Below are 7,253 nucleotides of genomic sequence, written 5' to 3'. Positions count from 1 at the left end.
ATCGTGATGCCGACCGGCAGCCGCAGTTCGGCGGCGATCTCGACCACGGCCGCCGGCGCCCGGCAGATCTCGAGGATCGCGACCTGTTCGGACTGCATACCGGGGACCGGAGCCGATTCGGCCACCACGAGCGTCACCAGATCGAAGGCATCGGTATCGGGGTGGCTGCGGCCGCCGGTGAGGGTGTAGAGCCGGTCCGGGGTGTCGTCGCGGCCCGGCCTGGTCATCGCGGCCGCCTCACGGACGCGGACCGCGCGGCGCGGCGGACAGGTGTTCGCCGAGCTGTTCGACCAGTTCGCTCATGTTGTGGCCGACCAGCCCGGCATCGGCCTCGGCATCGGCGACGACCGCGATGTGGGCTCCCAGCCCGGCTTCGACGATGAACAGGATGCCGCCGTAGAACTCCGTCATCGACTGCCGCACGCCACTGCGCCCGTCGCCGAATTCGACCGAGGCGCCGTGCGAGAGGCTCTGGATACCGGCCGCGATCGCGGCCAGTTGATCGGCCTTGTCCACCGACAGTTCCGGGGTGTGGCAGATCTTGAGACCGTCGCTGGACAGCAGCAGGGCGTGGCGGCTGTGCGGGGTGCGGGCCAGCAGCTGGTCGAGTAGCCAATCCAGGTGTGCCGGTACGGAAGTGGTCACCGATCGTTCTCCAGGGCAATCGAAGGGGAGGGGGAATCCGGGGCCGAGACCGCACGCTGGAAGGCGCCCAGGGCCGAGGGGCGCGCCGGCGGGTGGGCGGAAGTGTCGGCGGCGGTGGTGCGCAGGCCGTCGGGATGCACGGCGGCCAGTGTGCTGCCGCGGCGGCGCTTCGGCAGTGGTTCGGCCGACCGTTCGAGGGGTGGAACCGATTGGGCGGCAAGCTGTTCCGTGTTCGGCGTGGACGGGGCCGGTGCACGGTCGCCGGTCAGGGGCGGTCCGAACGGACTCGCGGGAATTGCGGCCGGGGTGACCGATCGTGCCGCGGGCGGCAGTTCGATCGTCGCGGTGGAGCCGGGGGAGCGGTCCAGACGGGTGGTCAGATCGCGCGGAACGACCACGACGACCGCCGTGCCGCCGATCGCCGACGGGCGGTACGACACGGTCAGCGCGTGTTTGCGGGCCAGATTGCCGACCACGGCGAGCCCCAGGCGGGTACCGGTCAGTGAGGACAGATCGGTATCGGCTCCGCGGCCCGCCACGGTGCCCGATACCGCCTGTTCGGCGCGGCGCAGGGCGGTTTCGCTCATCACGAGTCCGCTGTCCTCGATGGTGACGACGACGCCGGCCGGCACTTCGGCGGCATAGACGTGGACTTCGGTCGTGGGCGGGGAGAAGTTGCACGCGTTGTCGATCAGCTCGGCCAGCGCGTGCATGACTCCCTCGGCGGCGTGACCGGCGATCGCGATTTCGGCGACCGCGCGCAGGCGCACCCGGCGGTAGCCCGCGACGCGGCCCATCGCGCCGCGCAGAATCGACTCCATCGCAATGGGTTTCGCCCATCGGCGGCCCGAGCGGGCGCCGCTGAGCACCGCGATACTGTCGGCCAGGCGTCCGGCCTGTGCGGTGCGGTGGTCGAGAGTCAGCAGGTCGGCCAGCACCGACGGATCGGCGTGCCGATGTTCCATCTCGCGCAGTTCGGCCAGCATCGAGGTGGTCATGGCCTGCATGCGCCCGGCCGCACCGGCGAACGCCGCCATCGCGGCCACCCGGCGGTTCTCGCTACCGTTCGCCTCCCGCCCCGCCACGGACGCGGTGTCGTGCGCGGCGGCCAGGCGCGCCTCGCTCTCGGCGACGTAGGTGGCGGCCGCACGCTCGGCCCTGTCGTTCGCTTCGCGACAGCGAATCGCCAGGTCACGGTAGTGCGCCGCACATCCCGACGTCACGGCGAGGATCAGCCCGGCGGCGCCGGCGGCGATGGCGAATGTCACCCGTCCGGTAGCGGGTGCGAACCGGAGTAAGGCGAGGCAGGCCACGGCGCCGGTGAGGACGCAGATCATGGCGGGAAGGAGGAAAGCCGGTAGCCGTCGCGGTGGCCGGGAGGTGGCGCCGGAGGAGGGCTGCTGCGTATTCACTGAATAGATCACTATCGATACTTCCGGATCCACATCCACCCGTGCGGAGACGGCACAGTTCCCCCACCTTCCGCTGTGCACGGCTGGCTCGAATATGCGGACCGCCAGACGTTTTCGAAATTCGCGCACGAGCATAACGCCGACCTCGAGGGTGCGCTACCCGAAGTGTTCTTGCCGTCCGGCGGCTTCGAAATGGAAGTTTCACGGCGAGTTTTTCGAAATGAAGGAATGTGATGCCGAGTGGTCCGTTTTCGTGAAAACGCTGCTCGGCGAGCATGTTCGAAAATACTGGCGAATGCGTCGCGCGATCGATCGACACGATCACGAACTGAAAACGTTGCGTCACAGTATCTTTCGGAAATTCAGTGAACAGCGTTCATTTCACCCTGAGCAGTGCTTTTCTTCGCGAGGCAGGCTGTCCGGTGAGCGGGAGTGCGCGCCAGACCGAAACGTGTGTCAGTTACCGTCCCGGCATGGCCGCAGAACCGAACGACATCATCGATCCGCACCGCTACGGGCCGTGGGCTGTCATCGCCGGCGGTTCGGAGGGGGTCGGCGCGGAGTTCGCCGACCGGCTCGCCGCCGCGGGGATCAACATCGTGCTGCTGGCGCGGCGGGAGGGCCCGCTGGCCGAGACCGCCGCACGAGTCGCCGCGCGTGGTGTCCAGGTGCGGACACTGGCGGTGGATCTCACCGCGCCGGATGCGCCGGCTCGGGTCGCGAACGCCACCGCCGACGTGGAGGTCGGCCTGCTCGTCTACAACGCGGGGGCCAACACCCACAGCGCCGAATTTCTCGACGGCGACCTCGAGGCGTTCGCCGCCATGAACGCGCTCAACGTGACCGCGCCGCTGGCACTGGTCCATCATTTCGGGAGCGGTATGCGTGCGCGGGGCCGGGGCGGCATCGTACTGGTCGGCTCGCTCACCGGATACTGCGGTTCGGCCCGCCACACCGTGTACGGCGGGTCAAAGGCGTATCTGCGGATCTTCGCCGAGAGCCTGTGGCTGGAACTGCGGGAGTACGACGTCGATGTGCTGCATCTGGTACTCGGGGTGACCCGGACGCCGGCGATGGCACGGGCGGGCTTGAATTTCGACATTCCCGGAATGCTCGTGGCCGAACCCGCGGATGTGGCGCGCGAGGGGCTCGAGCAGTTGGCGAACGGGCCGGTGTTCGTCGCGGGCGGCAATGCCGAGACGGCCGCGCGCAGCAGCGGTCCGGATCGGGCGGCGATCGTGCTGGGCGGGCATCGCCGGATGCAGAAATTGATCGGCGCCGAATCGGATGCGCGATGACCGCGCCGTTGCGGCTGGCCCTCTCGTCGCCGATCGTGGTGCGGTTTCCCGGGCAGTATTCGCCGTGGGAGGCCGACGCCGGCATGGAGGAGCTCGCCCGCATCGCCGAGGCCGCCGATCGGCTCGGATTCGACCATCTCACCTGCAGTGAGCACACCGCGGTCCCCGCGACGGTGGCCGCCTCCCGCGGCGCGACCTATTGGGATCCGGTGGCCACGCTGTCGTATCTGGCCGCACGCACCACCCGGATCCGGCTCGCCACCTCGGTGCTGGTGCTGCCCTATCACCACCCGCTCGAGATCGCCAAGCGCTACGGCACCCTGGACCGGATCAGTGGCGGGCGGGTCGTTCTCGGCGTCGGAGTGGGTTCGCTGCGTGCGGAATTCGAGCTGCTGGGCGCGTCGTGGGAGGGACGTGGAGAGCAGGCCGACGATGCGATCGCCGCGCTGCGGTCCGCGTTCGGTGTGCGCGAACCACACTATGCCGGAACGCATTACAGCTTCTCGGAGATGATCGTCGAACCGGCCGGCGTGCAGGCCCGCGTGCCGATCTGGGTCGGCGGGCGAACCATGCGGTCACTGCGCCGCGCGGTCCGCTTCGGCGACGGATGGATGCCGTTCGGATTGCCGATGGCGGAACTGAAGACCAAGCTCTCGCACGTCGAATCGTCACCCGGCTTCGAGGTCGTACTTCCCACCGGACCGCTCGACCCGCTGGGTGAGCCGGACCGGGTGACGCGGCGGCTCGCGACCCTGGCGGATGCGGGCGCCACCCTGGCCGGATGCGCGGTCACCGCGAACTCGGCCGAACACTACTGCGATCAGCTGGCGGCACTGGCCGAGCTGGCGAACCGATGAGCCCGATTCGCCGCGCGGGGACCTTGCCGCCGGACCAGCCGACGGACGCCCCGCGGCCTGCGGCGAGCTGAATATTCTGTGACACAACGTCGGCGCGGGACTCGACCGGTGCGAGTGCCGGCGCCGGTACGGAGGAGGACGAGATGGCCGAGACCGAACTCGCGGAAATCCTGCGCCGATTGCGGCGGGTCGAGGACGAGCTGGCGATCATGCGCATCATCGCCTCCTACGGGCCGCTGGTGGACGCCGGAGAGGCCGAGGCGACTGCCGAATTATGGTGTCCCGACGGCGAATACGACGTCGAGGGATGGCGGATGCGCGGCCGGGACCAGGTGCGCGCGATGGTGAACTCGCCCGCACATCAGGGTCTGATCACGTCCGGGTCGGCGCATTTCCAGGGGCCGGCACGCATCGACATCGACGGCGACGAGGCGCTCGCGGTCTTCGAATCACTGCTGGTGCACCGCGAATCGGAGAGTTACTCGGTACTGCGCGCGAGTGTGCACCGGCTCGAACTCCGCCGCGAATCCGACGGGTGGCGAATCGCCCGCCGCACCGGGCGCCTGCTCGACGGCGGTGAGCAGGCACGGGAACTCCTGTCCACCTTCGCGCGCGACTGAATGCCGGTTACTTGTCGGCGATGAGCCCGTACTCGGTGAGCAGCTTGCCGACCTCCGAACTCTCCAGCTTCCCGATGAGCCTGCGCCGCAACGCCGCCGGGCCCGGAATCTTCAGTGCGTCCCCGTCGCGCATGTGGCCGACCGCGCTGAGCAGACTGCGCACGTCGTAGGTGGAGTTGAACACCTCCGGCACGCCGCGCTCGATGCCCAGCAGCCGATAGGCGGCCTCCATACCGGTGCGCACCGAGTACTCGGTGGTGAAGATGCAGTCCCGGCTCGTTTCGGCGAACTGGCCGATGAAGGCGAAGTTCACCGCGCCCTCGGGGACCACGTCGGGCCGATCACCGGCCTGCCGCGGCATGAAGAACGAGGTGACGTACGGCATCATCACCGGCACGCACTTCGCCGCCTCGGCCGCCAGTTCCGGGATGTCGTCGAGCGGAACGCCCAAGTGGTACAACCACTCCTGGGTGATCTCCTCGCCGGTGCACTCCTGCATCGTCTTGTGCACATAATCGCCCGGCTTGTCGGCGAACAGCGAGTACACCCACACCACGATCTGATCGGCCGGCTGCTGTTTGAAGTGCGGTTGCCGGTTCACCGTCCAGCTCAACAGCCAGCTCGAATCCTGCGCGGTGACGATCCCGCCGGTGACGACCTTGCCGCTGAACGGATCTCGCTTACAGATCTTGCGGATGTATTCCGGGATGCGCTGATCGAGCGTGGTGACGGTCGCCGATTCCCATTTGGTCTCGGGGATATGGGAACCGAAGACGTCGGGGCGGCCGAAGGCGGGGTCCACGGCCGCGATCCGCCGCCACAATTCCCACGCGGGCGCCGGTCCCTCGTTCAGTTTCGCCGGGGTGTGTTGATCGCCCTCGTCGGAGTTCTCCACCAGCGACCCGATCGTGGTGAACAACAGATCGTCCGGGCCCAGCCGGACGCCGCCCTCGACCCCGTCCGATACCCAGTGGATACCGGTGGCCTGCTTGCGATCCGGGGTGATGTCGAAGTCGATGTCGGTGACCTCGGTATCGAACCGGACCGTCACGCCCTGATCGAGCAGCCACCGATACAGCGGCAGCACCAGCGATTCGTACTGGTTGTACTTGGTGAACTTCAGTGCCGAGAAGTCCGGCAGTCCGCCGATGTGGTGGATGAACCGGTGCAGGTACAGCTTCATCTCCAGCGCGCTGTGCCACTCCTCGAAGGCGAACATCGTGCGCCAGTACAGCCAGAAGTTGCTCTGCAGGAAGTCCTTTCCGAACACCTCGTCGATACGCTTGTTCTCCATCTCCTCGCGGGTGGCGAGGAAGACCTTCGCGATGTCCTTCTGCGCCCTGTCGTTCAGCGCGAAGAGTCCGTCGGTGTGCGCGTCCTGCCCGCGATCCACGGTGGCGCGTTGTAGCGAGTAGTTCGGATCGTCCTTGTTCAGCCAGTAGAACTCGTCGAGGACACTCGCGCCCTCGATCTCGATCGAGGGCACCGAGCGGAACAGGTCCCACAGGCATTCGAAGTGGTTCTCCATCTCGCGGCCACCACGGATGACGAAACCCTTTGCGGGCTCCTTGACTCCGTCCAGCGCGCCGCCGGGCAACTTCAATCGCTCCAGGATGGTGATCCGGTCACCGGACATCTGCCCGTCGCGGATCAGGAAGGCCGCGCCCGACAGCGAGGCCAGGCCCGCCCCGACGAACCACGCCGTCTTGTCGTCGACGCCCTCGGGTTTGCGCGGGCGAGCGAACGCCTCGTAGTTGCCGCTGCTGTAGTACATCCGGGTCTTCTCCTGCCTGTAGGTTGTTCGCGCCCCGACGGTCGAATGTGGCTGTCCTGTAACCCCTTACGCGTTGTACCGGTAGAAGCCTTCGCCGCTGGCCAGGCCGAGCTTGCCCTTGTCGATGTATTCCGACTTCAGCCACTGCGCCAGCTTCTGGCCGTCCTCGCCGCTGTTCACCAGGATGTTGTACGGCGTGGTGAGGCCGACGATGTCGAGGATCTGGAACGGGCCCGCGGGTGCGCCGGTCCCGATGCGCCAGGTCTCGTCGACCGCCTTCGGTTCGGCGTAGCCGCCCGCCGCCAGCGCCATCGCCGAGTTGAGGAACGGCACGAGCAGCGAGTTGAGGACGTATCCGGCCTTCTCCTTGTGCAGTTCGATCGGCACCATGCCGATGGCCCGGGCGAATTCCACCACCGCCTGGTATACCTTCGGATCGGTGTCCTCGGTACCCATGACCTCTGCGGTGTTGAAGTGCCACACCTGATTCGCGAAATGCAGAGCGAGGAACCGGTCCGGGCGGCCGGTGGCGTCCTTCATATCGCTGGGCAGCAGCGTCGAGGAGTTGGTGGCGAAGATGGTGTGCTCGGGCGCGAGTTCGCCGAGCCGGCGATAGGTGTCCTGCTTGATCGACAGCACCTCGGGCA

General features: G+C 67.6%; 8 protein-coding genes. 3 read left to right on the top strand and 5 right to left on the bottom strand.

The window, feature by feature from the left end:
- The 3 genes from RJ03_RS25100 to RJ03_RS25090 form a co-directional block, all read right to left on the bottom strand.
- Positions 1 to 227 (bottom strand): DUF742 domain-containing protein (locus RJ03_RS25100; protein WP_036506270.1); only part of this gene is annotated, 227 nt, incomplete at its 3' end.
- A gap of 10 nt (positions 228 to 237) precedes the next feature.
- The gene (locus tag RJ03_RS25095; RefSeq protein ID WP_036506268.1) at positions 238 to 645 is read right to left on the bottom strand and encodes a roadblock/LC7 domain-containing protein; all 408 of its coding nucleotides are present in this window, start codon (positions 643 to 645) and stop codon (positions 238 to 240) included.
- Positions 642 to 2,057, bottom strand: a complete 1,416-nt coding sequence (locus RJ03_RS25090) for a sensor histidine kinase (RefSeq protein WP_232329414.1) — start codon at positions 2,055 to 2,057, stop codon at positions 642 to 644. Before RJ03_RS25090 ends, RJ03_RS25095 begins: the two co-directional genes overlap by 4 nt.
- Positions 2,058 to 2,551: 494 nt before the next feature.
- Between RJ03_RS25090 and RJ03_RS25085 the strand changes: the two genes are divergently transcribed.
- The 3 genes from RJ03_RS25085 (at position 2,552) to RJ03_RS25075 (ending at position 4,832) form a co-directional block, all read left to right on the top strand.
- Positions 2,552 to 3,355: an SDR family NAD(P)-dependent oxidoreductase gene (locus RJ03_RS25085; protein ID WP_036506274.1), complete on the top strand. Its 804-nt coding sequence runs from the start codon at positions 2,552 to 2,554 to the stop codon at positions 3,353 to 3,355.
- Between the two features lie 8 nt (positions 3,356 to 3,363).
- Positions 3,364 to 4,212 (top strand): TIGR03619 family F420-dependent LLM class oxidoreductase, encoded by an 849-nt coding sequence (locus RJ03_RS25080; protein WP_036506272.1) that lies wholly within the window; start codon positions 3,364 to 3,366, stop codon positions 4,210 to 4,212.
- Positions 4,213 to 4,355: 143 nt separating this feature from the next.
- Positions 4,356 to 4,832: a nuclear transport factor 2 family protein gene (locus tag RJ03_RS25075; RefSeq protein WP_036506264.1), complete on the top strand. Its 477-nt coding sequence runs from the start codon at positions 4,356 to 4,358 to the stop codon at positions 4,830 to 4,832.
- Between the two features lie 7 nt (positions 4,833 to 4,839).
- On the opposite strand, the gene RJ03_RS25070 is transcribed toward RJ03_RS25075, so the two are convergent.
- Together RJ03_RS25070 and RJ03_RS25065 are read right to left on the bottom strand one after the other, a co-directional pair.
- Complete coding sequence (locus tag RJ03_RS25070; RefSeq protein ID WP_036506262.1) at positions 4,840 to 6,606, bottom strand: oleate hydratase; 1,767 nt, start codon at positions 6,604 to 6,606, stop codon at positions 4,840 to 4,842.
- 66 nt (positions 6,607 to 6,672) lie between these two features.
- Positions 6,673 to 7,253: 3-hydroxyacyl-CoA dehydrogenase NAD-binding domain-containing protein (locus tag RJ03_RS25065; RefSeq protein ID WP_036506258.1), on the bottom strand; the 581-nt coding region annotated here is incomplete at its 5' end.

It is taken from the genome of Nocardia aobensis NBRC 100429, from assembly GCF_000308375.1.
GTDB lineage: Bacteria > Actinomycetota > Actinomycetes > Mycobacteriales > Mycobacteriaceae > Nocardia > Nocardia aobensis.
This window is presented reverse-complemented; position numbering and strand designations above follow the sequence as displayed.